The sequence below is a fragment of the Pseudosulfitobacter sp. SM2401 genome, from assembly GCF_042932805.1.
Taxonomy (GTDB): Bacteria; Pseudomonadota; Alphaproteobacteria; order Rhodobacterales; family Rhodobacteraceae; genus Ascidiaceihabitans.
In genome coordinates, this window is the sequence record NZ_CP170637.1 from 1 (window position 1) to 16,645 (window position 16,645).

17 protein-coding genes are annotated in these 16,645 nt (G+C 53.8%); 9 read left to right on the top strand and 8 right to left on the bottom strand.

Annotated elements, in window-relative coordinates; all coding sequences use genetic code 11:
- Positions 1–112: 112 nt before the first annotated feature.
- Both ACFIO0_RS21735 and ACFIO0_RS21740 read right to left on the bottom strand, forming a co-directional pair.
- Entirely contained in the window at positions 113–991 is an 879-nt protein-coding gene (locus ACFIO0_RS21735) for an FHA domain-containing protein (protein ID WP_390915585.1), read from the bottom strand.
- Between the two features lie 124 nt (positions 992–1,115).
- Entirely contained in the window at positions 1,116–1,745 is a 630-nt protein-coding gene (locus ACFIO0_RS21740) for a hypothetical protein (protein ID WP_390915586.1), read from the bottom strand.
- 312 nt (positions 1,746–2,057) lie between these two features.
- Here ACFIO0_RS21740 and ACFIO0_RS21745 point away from each other — a divergent pair, with 312 nt between their 5' ends.
- Positions 2,058–2,612, top strand: coding sequence for a hypothetical protein (locus ACFIO0_RS21745; RefSeq protein WP_390915587.1), 555 nt, complete (start codon positions 2,058–2,060; stop codon positions 2,610–2,612).
- A 46-nt stretch (positions 2,613–2,658) separates the two neighbouring features.
- Here ACFIO0_RS21745 and ACFIO0_RS21750 read toward each other — a convergent pair whose 3' ends face one another.
- Positions 2,659–3,825, bottom strand: coding sequence for a DUF4143 domain-containing protein (locus ACFIO0_RS21750; protein WP_390915588.1), 1,167 nt, complete (start codon positions 3,823–3,825; stop codon positions 2,659–2,661).
- A gap of 268 nt (positions 3,826–4,093) precedes the next feature.
- Between ACFIO0_RS21750 and repA the strand changes: the two genes are divergently transcribed.
- The 7 genes from repA (at position 4,094) to ACFIO0_RS21785 (ending at position 11,971) form a co-directional block, all read left to right on the top strand.
- Entirely contained in the window at positions 4,094–5,278 is a 1,185-nt protein-coding gene (gene repA, locus ACFIO0_RS21755; protein ID WP_390915589.1) for a plasmid partitioning protein RepA, read from the top strand.
- Complete coding sequence (repB, locus tag ACFIO0_RS21760; protein ID WP_390915590.1) at positions 5,279–6,247, top strand: plasmid partitioning protein RepB; 969 nt, start codon at positions 5,279–5,281, stop codon at positions 6,245–6,247.
- A gap of 176 nt (positions 6,248–6,423) precedes the next feature.
- Positions 6,424–7,506 (top strand): plasmid replication protein RepC, encoded by a 1,083-nt coding sequence (gene repC, locus ACFIO0_RS21765; protein ID WP_390915591.1) that lies wholly within the window; start codon positions 6,424–6,426, stop codon positions 7,504–7,506.
- 278 nt (positions 7,507–7,784) lie between these two features.
- The gene (locus ACFIO0_RS21770) at positions 7,785–8,555 is read left to right on the top strand and encodes a hypothetical protein (protein ID WP_390915592.1); all 771 of its coding nucleotides are present in this window, start codon (positions 7,785–7,787) and stop codon (positions 8,553–8,555) included.
- Between the two features lie 5 nt (positions 8,556–8,560).
- Positions 8,561–9,211, top strand: coding sequence for a hypothetical protein (locus ACFIO0_RS21775; RefSeq protein ID WP_390915593.1), 651 nt, complete (start codon positions 8,561–8,563; stop codon positions 9,209–9,211).
- A 147-nt stretch (positions 9,212–9,358) separates the two neighbouring features.
- Complete coding sequence (locus ACFIO0_RS21780) at positions 9,359–10,441, top strand: OmpA family protein (RefSeq protein WP_390915594.1); 1,083 nt, start codon at positions 9,359–9,361, stop codon at positions 10,439–10,441.
- Positions 10,442–11,971, top strand: a complete 1,530-nt coding sequence (locus ACFIO0_RS21785; protein WP_390915595.1) for a caspase family protein — start codon at positions 10,442–10,444, stop codon at positions 11,969–11,971. It begins immediately after the preceding gene.
- Between the two features lie 6 nt (positions 11,972–11,977).
- On the opposite strand, the gene ACFIO0_RS21790 is transcribed toward ACFIO0_RS21785, so the two are convergent.
- Genes ACFIO0_RS21790 through ACFIO0_RS21810 form a run of 5 tightly spaced genes read right to left on the bottom strand, consistent with a single transcriptional unit; the run spans position 11,978 to position 15,281 of the window.
- Positions 11,978–13,372 carry a DUF4384 domain-containing protein gene (locus ACFIO0_RS21790; protein WP_390915596.1) on the bottom strand — a complete coding sequence of 465 codons (1,395 nt, stop codon included), beginning with the start codon at positions 13,370–13,372 and terminating at the stop codon, positions 11,978–11,980.
- Entirely contained in the window at positions 13,369–13,773 is a 405-nt protein-coding gene (locus ACFIO0_RS21795; protein ID WP_390915597.1) for a biopolymer transporter ExbD, read from the bottom strand. Before ACFIO0_RS21795 ends, ACFIO0_RS21790 begins: the two co-directional genes overlap by 4 nt.
- Positions 13,770–14,189 (bottom strand): biopolymer transporter ExbD, encoded by a 420-nt coding sequence (locus tag ACFIO0_RS21800; protein WP_390915598.1) that lies wholly within the window; start codon positions 14,187–14,189, stop codon positions 13,770–13,772. Before ACFIO0_RS21800 ends, ACFIO0_RS21795 begins: the two co-directional genes overlap by 4 nt.
- A 30-nt stretch (positions 14,190–14,219) precedes the next feature.
- Complete coding sequence (locus ACFIO0_RS21805) at positions 14,220–14,840, bottom strand: MotA/TolQ/ExbB proton channel family protein (protein ID WP_390915599.1); 621 nt, start codon at positions 14,838–14,840, stop codon at positions 14,220–14,222.
- 3 nt (positions 14,841–14,843) lie between these two features.
- A complete protein-coding gene (locus ACFIO0_RS21810; RefSeq protein ID WP_390915600.1) occupies positions 14,844–15,281 on the bottom strand; it encodes a hypothetical protein in 438 nt (145 codons plus the stop codon).
- 289 nt (positions 15,282–15,570) lie between these two features.
- Between ACFIO0_RS21810 and tssA the strand changes: the two genes are divergently transcribed.
- Positions 15,571–16,578 carry a type VI secretion system protein TssA gene (gene tssA / locus ACFIO0_RS21815; protein WP_390915601.1) on the top strand — a complete coding sequence of 336 codons (1,008 nt, stop codon included), beginning with the start codon at positions 15,571–15,573 and terminating at the stop codon, positions 16,576–16,578.
- Positions 16,579–16,645: the final 67 nt, after the last annotated feature.

Genomic DNA, 16,645 nt, shown 5'->3' on the forward strand with positions numbered 1-16,645 from the left:
TAAACAACCGCCTAGCGAAATGATAGTTTTGCAACTTTATTAGCATAACAACAATTATGCGTAGGCTGAAATTATTCGATGAAATGCTGCTCATCCTTGCCAGCTGCCAGTCTTATAGAACCTTGAATATAATTGTCGGCAAAGCCACACCTTCGGTTGCGCCTGACAATTCGATCTTGCCTTCGCCGTTCAAATTAACGGTTTGGCGTCGAATGAAATGGCTGTTGTCCATGCCAAAACTTAGCGAGCATCCGCCGGCGCTGCGATCTGCAAATTCGACCAGCCCGCCCCGCACTGTGACCGTGGCATGAACGCGCGAAATCCACGGTTCTGATAGAACAAGGTCGCACTCTAGTGACCGTCCAATTTTGATCTCGTCCCCTTCGCACAAGCTGTGCGACCATCCCGGAAAATTCAGATATCCCAAGATAGTTTTTTCTGGTTTGGCTGGACCAGAACCGCCACGTCTGGGAGGCACGGAAATGAATGTCATGTCGCCGAAATTCTCAATCATTAGCGACGAAACAAGCGTTGGTTCAACGGTTCCACGCAACGCGATTTCACCCATGTGGCGCAGATCCATTGACTGGACGGGCGACAGGCGATCTGTCAGGTCACTGCTGATCAGCGCCTCGTTCGACTTTGCATGGCTGGAAAGACGTGCGGCAATATTCAGCGCCCCGCCGAACAGTTCCTCGCCCCGCCACAAGACCTGACCCCAGTGGATTCCAGCGTGCACAGACACTGTATCGGCTTCATTCTGGCTGAGAATATCGCGTGCAGTTGCAACCGCGATATCCGGATTAGAAAACAGGCACAGAACGTCATCGCCTTTCGAACGCACAAATTCACCGCCGTTTTCCGTGGCTATCCTTTGCATGCGCTCGACACACTGAAACACCCGTCGGCTTGCTTCTTCATCACCGTGGCGTTCATAAAGCAGGGTGCTGCCGGACACGTCGGCCATGAGGATTGCCCGCTCTACGTTCATCGATAAATCCCTTTTTCAAAAGCACGTTCAGGTCGGCCAGCATTCAGATCAAATTTTTCCAAATACAGTAACGTGTTAACCGTGGTCGCATAATTCTGGATTAACGACACTTTGTAAACGCGCCCTAGCTTTCAAAAGCAAGCCTTGGAGCCTGAGAAACAGTTGCAGGCAGCCCCCCTGACTGTCCAAACACTGCGTCCGTTGATGCATTGGGCGCCAACAAACGAACCATGGATGTTTGATAGTTCCATGCTTGGTGAATGTAGATTTGTCGTGCTGACGTGCCGCCGCTCAGCTTGACCGGCTTAAGCGTTCGGGCATAGCCGTCGGAATTGGCTGGTGCCCCCGGCCCGTAACAGGCCCAAAGCGGTTCTTTCAGACGCACTGCATTTACGTACGACAGTTGGCTTGAACTGCCACCGTACCATTCTTGTAGCAGCGCCAGTGTGCCATGCAGCGCAGATTTCCCCTGTGCCCGACTGGCGACCAAAAGGCTGCCATCAACACCGAAGTGACCGCAAATGCGACGGTATTCATAAGGCGTGAACCACCACGTTCCAAAGTCACCGGGATGATCACCGGCTTTTTCGACGGGCTTATGTAACCTCAGCAAGACTGCATTCATCGGCAGCAATTGAACCTGAAGCCGGTCGATGCCTCCGCCTCTGTGGCCTGATCCGTCAAAACCCATTGCCGCCAATTTGACGTCCTGGTTTGGTTGTCCATTTGGATAGTCCGCATCATTGATCGCCATATCGCACCTATGTGTTGCAGAGTTTCACCCTAGATCATCACCCTCTTTGCCACAAATGCCAAAGGGGGATAGGCGCGCTCACCTCTTGAACTCTAAACTTCGCGATAAACGTGTGCGAGTCCACGAAAAATTCGCTATTACCGATGCAAGCATGCGGATTGCTTGACAAAATATGACCAAAGCATAGTGAAGAAGTATAAGAAAGCTTCATAGTCAAACGGTTCTCAAGCGCGTTCCAGCCTTGTGTTGTAAAAAACTTAGCAAAAACAACAAGAAATTATGCCAAACACACAGTTAATTTAGGAGACTTCAATGCCCTTAAACGAAGAACTAGACTGGGGAAGCGTTGGCGCAATTGTCACCGACAGCGCCTCTGGAACCACGGTTGCAAATGCATTCCAGCTGATGTTTGGCATGCCGTCCAAAGATCTTTTGCCCAAAGGCATGAAAATCTACAAATTCAACAGCTATCCAAGTATCAGCCCAAGTGACCCGCCCCCCGGCGACTTTGTAATGAGCCCATGGTGGACTGCCTCCCTGCCCTACAAACACGACGGCGGTTTGGTCCAAAAACTAAAAATGGCAGAAGCAAATGGTGTTTCAGCGCGCGAATGGGGCCGCCTGACCTCTGCAATCAAAGAAGACTGGAGCACGCTGGCTTATCTTCTTGAAATCGAACTGGCCGAGCCTGTCTATGGATGGTTTGGCGGGTTCAAAGGGATGTCGCGCAAAGGCGGCGGCGCAAGCAAACGGGACGCCGCGGTTGAAGGCTCTGGTAAAACCGGTCTGCCAGGTGGTGGTACGCAGTTTTACATTCCAAACCTGCCCTACAGCGCAATCGCCTCCCATACGATCAAGCCATTATAAGCAAGCGCGCGCGCGCTCGACACTCCGTGTGCGAGCGCGTATTCCGCTAAACTTCTTGACCCAAGCGTTCCATCGCATGCGCCAAAGGCATGGCCACAACACCGCCCTGCCCCGGCACCTCATGCACGCCGGCATTTACCAAAATACGTTCGTGTGCGCCCAACTCTTCGGACGCGATGTGAAAGCCGCGCCCGACTTTCGGGCTTGTCGTGCGCTTAATCTCGATCGCCCAAAGCGTCCCGTTTGGAAGTTTAAGCAGCAGATCAATCTCAGCCCCCGCCGAAGAACGATAAAAACTCGCCTCGGTTCCGCGCGGGGCTGCAGCAATCAGGTTCTCGATACAATAGCCTTCCCAACTGCCACCAATCACCGGATGCCCCAGCAGACTTTCCGTTGTCTCTAGCCCCAAAAGCGCATGAACCAACCCGGAATCGCGAATATAAACCTTTGGCGATTTTACCAATCGCTTGCCCGCATTTACGTGCCAAGGTGGCAAACGCCGCACCAACATCAGATCAACCAAAAGGTCCAGATATCGCCCAACCGTTTGACCTGACACACCGAGGCCCGCGGCCAGTTTGGCAGCATTTAGCAGACCGCCTTGGGTATGGGCCAACATCGTCCAGAACCGCCGGAGGGCTTCGGCCGGAATACGCAGACCAAATGCGGGAATGTCCCGTTCGACATAGGTCCGAATAAAATCTTCACGCCACTGCATGCTGGTGCTGTCATCGCGCGCCAAAAAGCTGTCAGGAAACCCGCCGCGCAACCAAAGCTTGGACATCTCCTCGTGCCCAACTTCGCTTTGCGTAAACGGCGTTAGTTCGTGGTAACTGACACGCCCAGCCAAGGATTCAGCGCTTTGATGTAGCAACGTGTTTGAAGCAGAGCCAAGCAGCAGGAACTGACCTGTCCGGTGCCCGTTGCGACGCCGCCGGTCAATCTGCCCGCGCAACGACCCGAACAAGTCCGGCATCAGCTGAACCTCGTCGATGACAACCAAGCGTCCCATTTGCGCGTCGAGATATAGATCGGGCTCTTCAAGGATCTGTCTGTCAGCGCGCCGTTCCATATCTAAATAGACCGCATCGCGTTGATCAACGATGTCTTGCGCCAGTGTCGTTTTACCAACCTGACGTGGCCCTAACAGAACAACACCCGCTTGATTTTCAAGCGCGGTTTCAATTTTGAGCTGATGTAGACGATGTACCATACCTTGCAAATACACCACCTAATGGAAGATTTACAAGGTTAATTTGAGAATTTAAAACCCCCGAACGCCATGTTCCACACAAACAAGCTGGCGAACCAAAGCTAAAACCGCCTCAGTTACAGGGCTCCGCATTTTTTATAACCCAAAGTCACAGGGCTTAGACATTACCCAAAATCACGAATCAGTTGCGCAGACCGCCATATTTGTTCTAAGAAACGTTATATAAAGCGTAATCGAAAAAAAGCGTTACTAGAAAAGCGGTGAAAAAATGCCATCCGAGCAGGGGCACTTCAATATAAATACCCGTATTCGCGAGAATGCGGAAGACCTAAGTGCGGCTCTCGAAAGCCACATGTTAAAGGTATTCGCCCCCGATGCCCGCAAGGCGCTTCGCACCTTTAGCGCGGGTGAAGCCGCTGAAATACTTGGTATCTCAACAAGCTTCCTGCGCAAAATGCATTTTGACGAAAAGATCCCAGATGTAGAGGCAACATCTGGCGGAAGAAGGCTCTATTCCGCCGAAAACCTCCTAGAAATCCGCAAAATCCTTGAGGTCTCGGCCAAGACCAAAGGCAGTTACATGCGCGGCAGGCGTGAAGGCGACAAAGTGCAGGTGCTGTCGTTCCTGAACTTTAAGGGCGGTTCCGGCAAAACGACCAGTTCCATCCACGCCGCACAGCGCCTCGCCCTACGCGGATATCGCGTGTTAGCGGTGGATATTGACCCACAAGCGTCTCTAACAACGCTGTTTGGGTATCGTCCAGAGATGGATTTCCTCGAATCCGGTACGATTTACGATGCCATTCGATACGATGACCCCCTGCCCTTTTCCCAGATCATCCAAAAGACGTTTTTCACCGGGATAGATTTGGCGCCGGGCGGTTTATTGTTGCAGGAATTCGAGCACGAAACACCTCAGGCGCTACGAAACAACATCCAACCGCCATTTTACGCCCGCATGGCTGCCGCCTTGCAAGAGGTTGAAGACAACTACGACGTCATCATCTTCGATTGCCCGCCGCAGCTTGGGTATTTGACCATGTCAGCGCTGTGCGCGTCGACCGGTGTGTTGATCACAATTGTGCCCAACATGCTGGATGTTGCGTCCATGTCCCAATTCCTACAAATGAGCGCGGATTTGCTGGATGTCGTCTCTAACGCAGGCGCAGACATGCAATTCGACTTCTTGCGGTTCCTGATAAACCGCTATGAACCCAACGACGGGCCACAACAACAAGTGGTCGCGTTCCTGCGCCAATTGTTTAGTGACGAGGTGATGATTGCGCCAATGCTGAAATCGACGGCGATTTCGGATGCAGGTTTGACCCAACAAACCATCTACGAAGTAGAACGGGCGCAATTCCACCGCAACACCTACGACCGGGCGCTTGATTCACTCAATCTGGTCAGCGATGAAATCGAGATGCTCCTTCAAAAAGCATGGGGACGTTAAATGGCACGCAAAGGCATTCTATCCACGGACATATCAAAACCTAACCGCAATCGGACGGCTGACAATCCGGCCCCGACCCCGCCGCGTGGGGCGGTTGGCGCATTGCAATCCTCGCTTTCCAAGCTGCAAGAAAACGCAGTGCAGGATATTGATGCAAAGCTGATTGATGACGCCGGTGTCGAAGACCGCCTAGGCCTTGATTCCCACGCCCAGACCCAACTGCGCGAAAGCCTAAAGACTTACGGCCAACAAGTGCCGGTGCTTTTGCGCCCACATCCCACCCAAACCGGCCGGTACGAGATCGTTTATGGGCGGCGGCGCCTTAAGGCTCTCAAGGACCTTGGGCTACCTGTCAAAGCGATGATCCGTCAGCTGGATGACCACGATCTGATCATGGCACAGGGTCAAGAGAACACCGCGCGCCAGGATCTTAGCTTTATTGAGCGGGCGTCTTTCGCCGCACAGCTGGATCAGATGGACTATGAACGCCAAACCATAGCTGCGGCTTTGTCCGTGGATTTACCCATGGTGTCCCGTCTTCTCAAGGTCGGGGCCGCGTTCCCCCTGCCCTTCTTGCGGGCCATCGGGTCAGCGCCGGGCATTGGCCGGGATCGTTGGATCGCCCTTGCCAAAGCTCTTGAAGTTGACGGCGCGCGTGGTCGCGCCAGTGCATTTATGAACACGCCAAGCTTTACGCCGCTGAATTCGGATGCGCGCTTTGAGGCGGTGTATGATCGGGCCACACAAGCACAGAATGCCAAAAAGAACACGCCGGCCAAAACAAAACCCCGCACCCTGCGCACCGCTGAGGGCAAGGCCCTAGCCGATATCAAGAGCAGCCCACGCGGCGTTACATTGAACATTCCTGCCCGCACAGCGGACGGGTTCGACACATGGATCAACGAAAACGCCGAGGCGTTGTTGGTAGACCTTCACGACCAGTGGAAAAAACGGTCGGAAGACAATTGAGGAAGTAGCAAAAGGAAAGGCACGACACACAGACAAGCATAAAAAAAGCCCCCCAGAATAAATTCCGGAAGGCCATTCTCGATCTTTGCACCTTTGAGATAATCCCCAACCGGTAACACTGTCAACTCTGCACTTCGGCGTGGAGCACGGCTTTTGTTGTCTTTCGTGACATTATTATGAAACATGCGACCCAAGCACAGTTTGGGCGGCCGGTAGCGGCTGTCCTAACCCCAAGCGATCCTGACACCAGTATGATCGACAAATGGGAGGCCCTAAAAACACTGAGTGAGGCGGCTCAGGATTTTGGTGTTACCCATCGCACGCTTTCGGTTCTCAAGGTCTTGATGACCTTCCTACCTGAGCGCTTGATCCGTCCGGAACATCGCAGCGCCATCGTTTTTCCATCAAACAAAACCCTAAGCGAGCGGTTGAACGGCATGCCTGACAGTACATTGCGGCGGCATTTGGCGACGCTGGTGTCTGCCGGAATTGTCAGCCGTCACGACAGCGCCAATCGTAAACGCTTTGCCAGATACAGCGGACATGGGGTGCGTAACGCCTTTGGGTTTGATCTGTCGCCACTGGCACGTCGCTACGACGAAATACGCGCCCGGGCTGATGTCGAAAACCAACGCAGAGAAACATTGCAATCCTTGCGCGCCCAAGTCGCCCAGCTGCGCCAACAACTGCTTTTTGCAATCGGACCTTGTTCGCTCACCGAAGAGGCATTTGCGCTGCTGCGTCGCCAGCCAGTTGCCGCCACATTGAATGACATCATGACGCGTTTGACCGACCGGTTAGAGCAAGAAGAAACCGTGGAAATGAACACCAATGACGTTCAAAATGAGCGGCACATAGAGTATGAAATTATAACTTACTCTGTTTCCAAAACTGTCGATCTCGCTTTGAAAGAGCAAGACGCAAATGAACCAGCCCAACAAACACGCAGTTGCAATACGCTGTCTTTGGAAAAGGCCCTTAGAAGGTTAATGGCTTTCACAGAGTATTTTCCAGAACCGATAAGGCACTGGAATGATCTGATCACAGTTGCTGACAAACTTACCCGGATGATGGGGATCGAAGCATCTGTCTTTAAGGAATCTATTGATGCGATGGGGGCAAAATATGCGGCCATCGCCGTTCTGTCGATTCTGGAACGATTCAACGATATCGAGAACCCTGGCGGATATCTAAGGCGTTTGAACCAATCAGCCAAAGTAGGCCGATTTAACATTCAATCTATGCTGCCTGTTGGGTGAAAGCGTTCAGATTGTCAGCTGACAATCTGAAAAACCGTTTTGTTTCAATACGATGCTGGGTTACAATCCTCGCATTTAGTTGAAAAACCACTCAAAGTGGGCTCTTTACTGGGTTTCGCACGGTTACAGAAATACCACGGACCGTGACAAACCAGATTTCATAGGTGACCCATGACAGCCCTGACTGTAATAATTTTGTGAAAAGCCGTTAAAGTTTACATAACGCCGATAAGCCACCCAATTTCCAAGACCTGTTTTACGCATTTAGGTATGAAAATATGAGACACACACCAACAGCAACCGTGTCACGCAAGCCCCTTGCCGGGATTGCTGCATTTGCCCTAGCCGTCGCTTTGACGGGTACGGCTAACGCGCAATCCACGCAAAAGCATTTGACCCTGACCAGCATTTCATCTGCGACTGTTGCACCGCACGGCATGGGCTTTGTAGGTCTGTCTTACACCACCAATCGGGCCGCCAACGTAACGGACAGCGATGGATCCGCCGTTGTCGGGATCGGGATCGGCAGTGCAGAAGACTCGATCGGGTTGCAGTTCACCGCTAACATCACCTCATTGACAGATGATTTTGCGGACTCTGGTTTCCTGTCGGTAAAAGCATCGAGACAGATAGCCGCTGGTCGCAACCCGACATACGCCAGTCTCGAAATTGGCCAGTTGGCAAATTGGGGCGACGCGGACGGTATTCGGGAAACCGCGACAATCGCAGTGACCCGTTTCAGCCAGTGGAACCTTGGCGCAAGTCAGGAACAGTACCCTGTTATGATGACGATTGGGGCGGGCACAAACCTGCGTAATTCTAATTCGGATCCCGGGGTGTTTGCTGGTATTGGTATTGGCCTGTCAGAATACACTGCGGCCAGCGTTGCATGGGCTGGCGAAAGCGTTTCAATCGGTGGCGGTTTCAAGATCAAGGGCGCGGATAATTTGGTCATAAGCCTATCGCTCGATGATGCCTTTGACCAAGTCGACAGGCAGCGTCTTACTCTGTCCGTCGGATACCGATTTTCAAATCTGTTCGGAGGATAAGTCATATGCAAAAGCTGTATCTTAAACTCGCGGTATCTGCCGTCTGCGCATTTACTATTTCATCTTTTTCGGTGGCTCCTGTTGTGGCGGGCGAAGACGTGGTGATCACGTTCGAACCCGGGTTTATCCCACCCTCTATTGGCGCGTCCAAACCCACCGCGCTGAGCCCCACGGGTGAGGTTATTGAACTCGAAACCGTTTCGAATGACGCGACGAATTTTGTGACCCAAGCGATCGAGGGTATTTACGCCTTTTGTTCCTCTGCCAGTCAGACCGAATATATGGTGGATTGCCTTGGAGCCGGTCTGGCTGATGTGGCTGATCAATTGCCGGACACCGGTGATTACGCCGAGGCACGGGCTATTCTAGAGGATGCCTCGCAAAAGCTGCGCGCGCTGGCCACGGCCAACAAATCCACCACATTGCCCAAAGCACGTCTGAGCGGCACGATCAAAGCCAAGCCAGTGCGCACCAAACGCCTGACGCCGATCAAAACCCCCGCGATCTCAAGCACAGGTGCGCAAGCGGCTGCGATCTTGGAAGAGGCAGAAACACTGTTGCTGCGCTCTGTTGCGAATTCTGACCGCCGCAAGGTCCACTATGCCCAAATGGCTCAAGCCGTCGGGTCCCAAACCATTCTGCTGCGCTCTCTTTAATGTGGTGGGATTTGTACGAACTTGGTTAGGCATACTTTTGAATTAGTTTTCACAGTCGTTCGTGGTACGAAGTTAACAAGGCGAACGGCTTGAAGCGTTAAATTATTAGATTGGTCGCTACTTTTGGCCGACACAAAGGATTTCGGAATGTATTTTGAGCGATTGAAGAAGACAGGCTTGGGTGCGATTTTGATCGCCTGTTTTGCTGTGATTGGGTTGGTAAGCACGGCACAGGCGCAGTCAGATGCCTTTGTAAGCGGCTGGACGCTACAGCCAGAAATGTCAGCCCTGAACTTCCAATCGGTCAAAAAACAAACTGTGGTCGAGACCAGCAGTTTTGCCACGCTCGAAGGTACGATTGACGAAAGCGGTTCAACCCAAGTCAAAGTGTTGCTCGACTCTGTCGACACCAAAGTCGACCTGCGCAACGTGCGGATGCGGTTCCTGTTCTTTGAGACATTCAAATTTCCAGAAGCGGTGATTTCAGTCCAGCTTGATCCCGCAGCTCTGGCCGACCTTCCACAGGTGCGCCGCAAACAAATCCCAGTGCGCTATACGGTTGATTTGCACGGCGTTACCAAGACGTTCGATGCGCAGGTTTCCGTGACACTGCTGGGCAATGATCTTGTGTCGGTTGCCAGTGGAACGCCGATTTCTGTCAGCGTCGCGGATTTCAGTCTGCAAGAAGGTCTAGGCAAACTTCAGGATGCGGCAAACGTCGAAATCCTTCCGTCAGCCACCGTGTCCTTTGACTTTGTGTTTGCCCGCAACGATGCCACTGCACAGCCCGCAGCACCGGATGCCACAAAAGCCGCAGAGCCCGCCAAATCGGTTGCTTTGGAAGCCGAGGGCGATTTTGACCTTGCTGCCTGCAAGGGTCGTTTCGAAATCCTGTCGCGCACCGGCAGTATTTATTTTGCCTCCGGCAGTTCACGTCTCGAGGACAAAAGCGGACCGCTGCTGAACGCATTGTCTGACATCATCGCCCGTTGTCCGGGCCTGGTGATCGAGGTTGGTGGCCACACCGATTCCGTTGGCAGTGACGCGTTGAACTTGCGTCTGTCACGGTCGCGGGCAAAATCCGTCACGGACTATTTGTTGACCAAGGGCCTTAACGCCGACACAATTCTGAGCAAAGGCTACGGAGAGACAACACCCATCGCAACCAACGACACCAAAGAGGGACGTTGGAAAAACCGCCGCATCGGCTTTAAGGTTCTTGATAACTAAATGAGAAATATCATTCGAAAATCGGGACTAAAGGTCACGCAGGTTTTGGCGTGCATCTTGGTGATTGCATTGGGGCAGGGGGCTCAGGCCGAGGAACGCATCGCGTTGATCGTCGGCAACGGGTCTTACGCCTCGGTGTCTGGGTTGGACAATCCGGTGCCTGATGCGGAACTGATGGCGACGTCGCTTGCGGCCAAAGGGTTCAAGGTTACGACATTGACCGACGCGACCCAGGTTGAATTGAACCGTGGTATCGCCCAGTTCGGGCGTGATCTGCGCAATGCCGGTGACGACGCAACTGGCCTGTTTTATTATGCGGGCCACGCGGTGCAATCGTTTGGTTCAAACTATTTACTGCCAGTGGACGCCAGCCTGACAGATGCAGCCGACCTGAGTTTGGTTGCGGTGCAGGCGGACGCCGTTTTGCGGCAAATGTTTTCTGCCAAAAACAAAACCAATATTGTCATTCTGGACGCTTGCCGGAACAACCCCTTTGAGGCAATTCCGGATTTGAACGACAACGGCTTGGCCGAGATGAAAGCCCCAACCGGCACTTTCCTGTCGTATTCCACAGCACCCGGTGCCGTCGCTTTGGATGGTTTGGACGGCAACAGCCCGTTCACCAAATCCCTGGCCCGCGAGGTAAAGGTGCCTGGTGTGCAAATCGAGAACGTCTTCAAAAACGTGCGGGTTGATGTGATCAAACAAACCAATGGGCAACAAACCCCTTGGGATACGTCTTCGTTGACGGGTGATTTTTTCTTTGAGGCCGCAGCCGAGTTGACCCAAGAAGAAGTGGCCGAAAAACAGCTTTGGGATTCTGTTCAGCTTAGCACTGATCCGGTTCCGGTTTTGTTGTTCATTCGCGGCTATCCCAACAGCATCTACATCCCTCAAGCGCGGGCTTTGTTGTCCAAGATCATGTCGGATGAATTGTCGGGCGCGACCATTGCCGCCGCGCCAACGCCTGCACCCGCGCCAGAAATTGTGAAAGAAGCGGTTGTAGCCCCTGAACCTGAAACGCCAGCGAATGATACCGCCACTGAGGAAACCCTGATCGGGGTGGCCCAGAAGTCAGGCAATGCCGAAGATTATCAAGCCTATCTGGATGCGTTCCCAAACGGGATCTATGCCGAATTGGCTGGTTTCGAGTTGGATATTTTGGATCAAAAAGCCCAGCGTGCACAGGCCGAAGCAGTCGCCGCAGCACCGTCTACGCCAGAGGTAAAACCAGCCGCCGAGATAACGTTTACCCTACCGCTGGTCATTGGTATGGATAAATTAGCTGGTAAATCCATTGAAGAACTGATTGGCCTGTCGCCGCTTTTCTCGCCGATTGAGGGACTGCCGGAAGAGATGTGGAAAGAACAGCAATGCTCGGATTGCCATGGCTGGACCAAGGCTACCCTGTGCGATCAAGGCAATACTTATGCCACAGCCAGCAACGAACGTGCGTTGACAAAAACGCATCCCTTCGGTGGTGGCTTTAAACAAAACTTGCGCAGCTGGGCACTGACCGGTTGCAAATAGCCCGCGCTAGTTTTCCTTTGTCGAAATAAAGAAATAGACCCATTCCCCTTTGAAGGTCGGGTCTGTTTCGCGCGCCAGTATGACCCGTTCTTTGAGGAATGCCAGATACGGCTCTGCCGGTTCCTGAAGCGGGCGCAACCCGTCGTAAAGCGGAATTGAAGATGCAAAAGCGGCTGCGATTTCTTGCCCGAAAGGTGGGCTGATCGTGATGTCGAGCGCCGGTTTGTCCCCTCGATCCTTGCCGACGGATAGCGGGGATTTGGCGGCTGCGAATTCAAGCGGTACGATGCTGTTGGGTTGCAGGTGAATGACGTTCCCGTCAGCGGTAAAGTAATCTACATAAACGAAACCGTCGTAATCCGGTGCGACCAGATCCAGCTGCAACCGCTGCCCGTTGAAATAGGTGTAATTCTGGGCGAACCCATCTGCGCCAATCACCCGCGGATTGGTTAGTTGCTCGGTGGATTGAGGTAGCCCGACTTCGGCAATACCCGACAGCGCACCGCATTGCGGACGAGGCAATATCAGCAGCTGATCCGAAACGGGAATGGCATCGCCGACTTGTGCTTTTAGCGCCGCCAAAACCGGCCCGCGCAAGGCGTCTTCGGGCACGTGGCCGCGCAACTCTAGCTGTCCGGTTTCAGGAATAAACGTGGTTTGCAGACGTGCACAAGGGACCGAAGCAAGGATCGCCGAAATCCCGTCTCTGACATCCCCGATGTTGCTGTCCGACAGATCTACATCGCCCGGCTGCATAAACGCTTGAATGGCGGCGAGCGACGTGGATTGAACGGTGTCGTCCTCGCTGCCTGACCACGCAAGCGCGGCTTTTCCGGCAATTTCTGGCAGGGGCAGGGCAGGGGCCCCGTTGGATTGATCCGCAACCACAGATTGTGTGACCGCGGTGGCGGGCAAAGCAATTGACGTGCTGGTTTGGGTTGGTGCTGCAAGTGCTGCGGCGGTCTGAACCGGGGCGGCTAGGGTTGTTACAGTTTTGGCAACGGCAGCAGTGGCGGCGACGCTTTGCGTTTTAACGGGGGCCGCTGTGGCCGATTTTGCAACGGGCTCTGCTGCGCTCACTTGTGTGGGTTCAAGGGCGGCGGCGGCAGTGGTTTCGCTGGTCACGGGTGCTGCTTGCGCCTTGGACTGCGGCACGATCCTTTGCGCGGCGGCGGTGGCTTGTGGATTTGCCTCGTCCAGCTTTTCCGAAGGGGTGGTGTCTTCGCGCGCGGTGACCCGGTCAACATTTTGCGCTTGGATATTGATCTGGGATTGGGGCAGGGGTTGGTTTTCGACCGTTTCGGGTGTCACGATCCATGCAAGCCCGACCAGTGCGCCAACATGCAGGGCGGCTGATCCAAACCCCGCAGCGATCCATATGCCAGTGGTTCTAACTGTCATGGTGCCGCGGGTGTCACGACAAGTACGACATCCATTGCCCCCATCGCTTGGATCTCTGCGACCATGGGTAGGATCGCTTGTAGTTCAGCGGATTTGTGGGCGTTGATGCGGATCAGGGTGCGGGGGTCATTTGCTAGAATGCCCTTGATCCCGTCGAGTGTTCCTGTGCGATCCAGCGCGCCACCGTTCAAGGCCAATGTGCCGTCTGCGGCAACGGATATTGTCGCACCTCCGCCCGGCATGTCTTGGCCCGTGGAGGCGATAGCCGGTGTGACGTCAAAGGGGGCAGTCGCATCCATCCGCCCGATCAACATGAAAAAGATCAATAGGAAAAACACCACATCAATCAGTGGGATTATCGTTTCCGGGCTTTCGCGACGGCGGGTGCGGGACAGCTTCATTGGGACGCCGCCAATTGCAGAATGCGCAGGTTAGTAGCACCCGCGCGGGTAAGCGTGTCCATCAGCGTCACCAACGACTGGGTGTCTGCGCGGGGTGAAGGAAGGATGAGAAACGCGGCGGCGGCATCTTGGGCGAGTTGGGTTTTGACCCGCGCCGACAGAGCTGCGGTTTCGATGATCTGCCCGCGCAGATAGGGCGCGCCGTCCGGCCCCAACCGTATCATCATCGGTGCCCCTGTGGCGGTTTGAGTCGGTGCCGCGTCGACCGTGTCGTCAGTGGATTGCGCCATCGGGATCATATCAAGATTGAGATATGTCGAGGTGACCATAAAAAACACCAGCATGATCAACAGCACGTCGATCATTGAGACCAACGATATCAAACGCTGTGGTGGTTTTGATCTGCTCAGTTGCATGGGGTCCTGACGGGTTCTGGACGATGGTGTCTATTGCCGGGAATCTTCGATTGCGAACAGTTGGCCAACGGCGGCTTCGATGCGCTGTGCGGCGCGTTCCACCCGTTCGCTAAGCAACGTCGCAGCAATGGCAGCCGGAATGGCGACAACCAGACCGGCGGCAGTGGTCAGCAGTGCTTGCCAGATACCGGCGGCCAACAGGGATGCATTTGCTGCCCCCTCGGCCAAAGCCAGTTCCTGGAAGGATTGGATCATGCCCAAAACCGTTCCCAGCAGGCCAAGCAGCGGGCTGATCATCGCGATCAATTCCAACAGGCGAATGTGGCGCTGCATCTGCGAGACTTCGGTATTGCCGCGCCATTCAAGTTCAGCGTTCAGAACGGGGCGGGTACGACCGGCCATCAATCCTTGCATCGCCATGTGCACGATGCGATCTGCTGGCGTCTTGCCATTTTCGAGCGCGTTCAGGGCGGCGGTTTTGTCACCACCTGACCACTTTTCAAAGGCGGCCGCACGGCTAGGGTCGCCCGATAAAACACCGCGCAATTGGATGATTTTGATGGCAATCAACGCCAGCGAGCAGACCGACAGCGCGATAAGCAACCAGACGATGGGCCCGCCGCTTTGCAAGGTTTCAGCTAAATTTCCCATCGATCATTTCACCAGTTGTGCAGGGGTGCGGCTGATCAAATCGAGCAGGGGAAAGCAATCCATTTCATCGGCGTTCTGGGGTTTGCAAGAGGCCAGCTCATGCAGCAGGATTTCGGAAATCTCGCTACACGCAATCTCGGGGATCTCGAACAATTTCAGGGTTGTCCGCGCGGCGGAAATCGGTGCTGCATCAATGCTGAGCAGGCGGTCAATGATGCCCTCGGTGTTGAGGATAGCGAGGGACATTTCGAAGCCCTCGAGGGTCAACTCCGTTTGATTTCTGAACAGAAAAAATGCGCGACAACCAACAGTTTCATTTTCCTCAAATTTGTTCAACTCCACGGTGAGTTTGCCGGATTGGGCGGTTTGAGCGTGTAAATTTGTCACAAAAAGCCCGAGACTTGCAGCCACGTAAATCGCTGCTTTTGCAAAGTTTTTCATTGTAAAATCCTTGGAATATTTGGCCTAACGATGCGTGACGCACGGCTGTAGGGTCAAGCATTCATTCGTGTTCACGATTTTTTGTATCAGGACTGGCTTTGATTTCATATTCTGCTAACCTGCTGACGTTGGGCATACTTTCACCGGGCGTCCGGCAATTTTTTTGATGTATTTGTCTGCTACGTGAATTTATTTTTGGTACCATTTTGGTGTCAGATGTTTGCAAAACCCATGACCACTCTGCGCATGTTTCATGTGCGCTGATGAATAATTATGAGGACTTTTTAGTTTGGATGCATTGCTGATCAGTTTTGGTGAAGAGGCGCCGAGCGGCGAGAACCTCGAATACGAAACGGTTTTTACCGAATTGGAAAGAGCGGCCCAGCCCGGCGAAGAACGCCAGATGGGTGACGAGGTTATTGCCGCCGAAGAACCTAACTATGCAGACATTTCCGAAAAGGCGCTGGCAGTTTTAGAGCAAAGCCATGATTTGCGCGCGGCCGTTTTGATGGCGGATGCTGAACTGCGGATCAACGGGTTTGCCGGCTTGGCCAAGGTCACCACATACATTCGCGGTTGCTTGGAACAATTCTGGGATTCCTGCCATCCACAGCTGGACGAAGAGGACGACAACGATCCGACGATGCGCGTAAATGCGGTTTTGGGTTTGGCCAACGACACGACAATTGTCAGGGGCGTGCGCAATGCGCCTTTGACTCTCAGCAATGCGTTTGGCCGCGTTAGTCTGCGCGACATAGCTGTCGCCGATGGCGAGGTCGCAGCGGCGCCTGATGCGACCAATGTGTTGGATGCTGCCGGTATTTCGGCCGCGTTCCAAGACACCGATGATGATGCACTTGCACAGATTTTAGAAAACGCTTCGGTCGCGCTCGCGAATGTAAAAGCGATTGACGACGTGTTTAACACGCAGACGCCGGGCCAGGGCCCTGACCTGAACCCGCTGATCAAAACGCTGTTTCGCGTGACCAAACGGTTGGGCGAGGAAACAGGCGGTGACGTCGAAGACGCGTCTGAAGCCGAGGGTGGGGAGGTCGCCGCAGAAGGCGGCGCGGCGAAGTCTGCCCCAACGGGTGCCATTTCATCGCCGCGTGATGTGGAAATGGCGATTGACCGGATCCTTGTCTACTACGCGTCCTATGAACCTTCGAGCCCGCTGCCAATCTTGCTGGAACGTGCCAAGCGATTGGTCGGCGCCGACTTTATGACAATTATGAAAGACATAGCACCTAGCGGCGTGGATAACGTGATGCTGGTAGGGGGTATTACCGAAGAATAACGTCCCTTTCGGGGCCTATAAGTGAGTCTGACACCTGCCAAGCGGGTGGGCAAAAGTTAAAACGATA